The sequence below is a fragment of the Stenotrophomonas sp. 05L44_2 genome (assembly GCF_056665995.1).
In genome coordinates this window covers 1-3536 of sequence record NZ_JBFTNR010000449.1, presented here as the reverse complement: position 1 = coordinate 3536, position 3536 = coordinate 1, and the positions used below count along the sequence as shown (strand labels likewise).

3 protein-coding genes are annotated in these 3536 nt (G+C 66.0%); all 3 read right to left on the bottom strand.

From position 1 onward, the window contains the following. Positions 1–240 precede the first annotated feature (240 nt). Positions 241–1245, bottom strand: coding sequence for a class I fructose-bisphosphate aldolase (locus AC1VAN_RS15350; protein ID WP_480986127.1), 1005 nt, complete (start codon positions 1243–1245; stop codon positions 241–243). A 198-nt stretch (positions 1246–1443) separates the two neighbouring features. Continuing rightward, positions 1444–2910 (bottom strand): pyruvate kinase, encoded by a 1467-nt coding sequence (gene pyk / locus AC1VAN_RS15345; RefSeq protein ID WP_032975201.1) that lies wholly within the window; start codon positions 2908–2910, stop codon positions 1444–1446. Between the two features lie 181 nt (positions 2911–3091). Beyond that, on the bottom strand, positions 3092–3536 hold a 445-nt coding region (locus AC1VAN_RS15340; RefSeq protein WP_480986126.1), incomplete at its 5' end, for an HAD family hydrolase.

The following is a 3536-nucleotide window of genomic DNA, read 5'->3' as shown; positions in this document are numbered from 1 at the left end:
CTCCAGCGAGGGAGCCTTGCCCATGTCCGTGCTGCCACCCATCCGGTTGCAGCCGCCGACAGCCAGCACCGTGGCCACGGCCAGCGTGATTGCGGTGATACGCATGTTYYTTCTCCTTGGCCTTCCATGTATGCCCCCCGCACTGGCCTGGCGTGCGGGAGGCGGCAACGATACCGGCAAAAGCAAACGCCGGCATGATGCCGGCGCTGCCGTGTTCAGTTCATGCTGCGCAACGGCGGATCAGCCGTTCCACTTGCCCAGCGCGGCCTGGCCGTTCTCCTTGGCGCGCTCGTAGACGGTCTTCTGTGCTGCGGCGTAGTTGCCCTTCATGTCCTTGGCCCACAGCTTCAGTGCCGCCTGCTGCATGGCACGGCCATAAGAGAAGCTCAGCGGCCACGGCAGGTTGCCCATCTGGTTCATGGCGTTGAGGTGGGCGGTGGACTGCTCATCGCTCTGGCCACCGGACAGGAACACCACGCCCGGCAGGATCGCCGGCACGGTGCTCTTCAGGCACATCACGGTCGATTCGGCCACTTCCTCGACATCGGCCTGCTCGTCGCAGCCCTTGCCGGAGATGACCATCGAAGCCTTCAGGATGGTGCCTTCCAGCAGCACGTTCTGCTGGTACAGCGCGTCGAACAGCGAACGCAGGGTGGCTTCGGTGACTTCGTAGCAGGTCTCGATGTCGTGCTCGCCGTCCATGATCACTTCCGGCTCGACCATCGGCACCAGGCCGSMTTCCTGGCACAGCGCGGCRTARCGGGCCAGCGCATGCGCGTTGGACTCGATGCAGGTGCCCGACGGAATGCTCTCGCCGATGTTGATGACCGCACGCCACTTGGCAAAGCGCGCGCCCAGCTTGTAGTACTCCTGCAGGCGCTCGCGCAGGCCGTCCAGGCCCTCGGTGACCAGCTCGCCCGGGCAGCCGGCCAGCGGGTGCGCACCCTTGTCCACCTTGATGCCCGGGATCATGCCGTGGTCGGACATGTACTTGGCGAACGGCACGCCGTCCTTGGTCGACTGGCGGATGGTCTCGTCGTACAGGATGGCGCCGGAAATGTGCTCGTTGAGCTTCGGCGTGGTCAGCAGCAGTTCGCGGTAGGCGCGACGGTTCTCTTCGGTGTTCTCGATGCCGACGCTGGCAAAGCGCTTGGCGATGGTACCGGTGGAATCGTCGATCGCGATGATGCCCTTGCCCGGGGCAACCATGGCCTGGGCGGTTTCAGCCAGCTGTTCGATGCTCATGTACTTCCTGTGGCGGGTGCGGGAAAAACGTAAGTATAGCCCCGCTATCCGTTGCCCCGACGTGGAGGCTCGGATGGAACCGGTTCCACTGTCTGTGCGGGACAGGAAATGTCCTGCCGGATCGGGTCAGAGCCCCTTTCGGGGATCTGACCCCGGGTCGGATCCGCGCCCGCGGCTCCGACCCGATGTGGCCACCTCTTACAGGTCGCCCAGACCGCTGGCGCGGCCGTCTTCGCCCACTTCCAGCAGGCGCAGGGTATTGGTCGCGCCGTGGGTTTCCATGTGCTCACCGCTGGTGAACACCACACGGTCGCCGGCCTGCAGCATGCCGCCCTCCACCAGCAGTCGGATGCTGCCGCGTGCGGCTTCGCGCGGAGTGAAGCCCCGGCTGTCGAAGTTGATCGGGAACACATCGCGCATCAGCGCCATCTGCCGGCGGGCGCCGTCGTGGCGGGTGACCGCGAACACCGGTGCCGAGGCACGGAATCGCGACAGGTAGCGCGCGGTGCCACCGGATTCGGTCATCGCCACGATCGCGCGCACGCCCACGTGCTGGGACAGGAACATGGTGGCCATGGCAATGGCCTGGTCGGCACGTTCCAGGTTGCGCGGCGAAGCGCCGAAGTCGGTCTCGGTCTGGAACTGGCGCTCGGCACCCAGGCAGATGCGCGCCATCGCTTCGACCGCCTTGACCGGATACGCACCGGCGGCGGTTTCGGCCGACAGCATCACCGCATCGGTACCGTCGATGACCGAGTTGGCCACGTCCAGCACTTCGGCACGGGTCGGGATCGGGCTTTCGACCATCGACTGCAGCATCTGGGTGGCGGTGATCACCACCTTGTTCTGCGCCAGCGAGGCCTTGATGATCTTCTTCTGCAGGCCCGGCAGTTCGGCATCGCCGATTTCCACGCCCAGGTCGCCACGCGCCACCATCACCACGTCACTGGCGTCGACGATCTCTTCCAGGTTCTCGATGGCCTCGGTGCGCTCGATCTTGGACACCAGCGCGGCGTAGCAGCCGTGCGATTCGGCGATCTCGCGCGCATCGTTCATGTCCTGCGCATTGCGGCAGAACGATACGGCGATGAAATCCACGCCGATCTTGGCGACGATGCCGATCAGTTCCTTGTCGCGCTCGGTCAGCGCGCCCAGCGACAGGCCACCGCCCTGCTTGTTCAGGCCCTTGCGATCGGACAACGGACCATCGTTGAGCACGGTGTTGATGATGCGCTCGCCCTGCACTTCCACCACCTGCAGCTGCATCAGGCCGTCGTCGAGCAGCAGCACGTCACCGGCGGTCACGTCCTGCGGCAGGCCGAGGTAGCTCACGCCCACCTGGGTGGCATCGCCGGGGCCGGCATCGGTGCTGGCGATCAGGTCGAAGCGGTCACCGGCCTTGAGATGCACCTTGCCCTCGGCGAAGCGCTCGATGCGGATCTTCGGGCCCGGCAGGTCTGCCAGGATGCCCACTTCCACACCCACACGCTGCGCGGCGGCGCGCACATCGGCGGCACGCTTGGCCTGGCCGGACGGGTCACCGTGGCTGAAGTTGAGGCGCACCACGTTGACGCCGGCGCGGAACAGATCCTCCAGCACGCCCGGCGGATCGGTAGCCGGACCGAGGGTGGCAAGGATCTTGGTGCGACGCTGACGCTCGAACATGATGGATGGGCCTCTCCCGTTAAAGGACGGAAATTAGCACATCCTTCACGTCCCATGTATACGGTTACAGCCTTGTGCTGCCTGACTCTGCGGGACATCGCATGGACATGTTCCGGACATACGCTGGTCTATGGCAGCGGAAACGCCGCCGGGCAAGGCCCGGCGCGCGGCATCGTCCAACTCAGGCGAGCAAGGCCAGCAGCTGCGCCGGATCACGGGCCAGCTGCCCGGCACCGGCCTCGGTCAGCTCCTGCTCGCCACCAAAGCCCCACAGCACGCCCACACTGCGCAGCCCGTGGTGACGGGCGCCCTCGATGTCCATGCGGCGGTCGCCGATCATCCAGCAGCGTTCCGGCGCCAGCTGCAGGCGATGCAGCGCCTCGCCCACCAGCTGCTGCTTGCTGCTGCGCGAGCCATCCGGGGTTGAACCGATCACGTCCTCGAACAGGCCACCGAACGGCAGATGCTCGACGATGCGGCGGGCATGCGGCTCGTTCTTGGCGGTGACCACCGCAAGGCGATGGCCGCGTGCGTGCAGCGCGCGTACCACCGCTTCGATGTCCGGGTAGATCGTATGCTCGCGCCAGCCTTCCACGTCGAAACGCTCGCGATAGAAGGCCACGGCC

What these genes read in the sequence shown, in the direction of transcription:
- pyk (WP_032975201.1), bottom strand. Translation starts at nt 2,910, where the DNA reads ATGTTCGAGCGTCAGCGTCGCACCAAGATCCTTGCCACCCTCGGTCCG.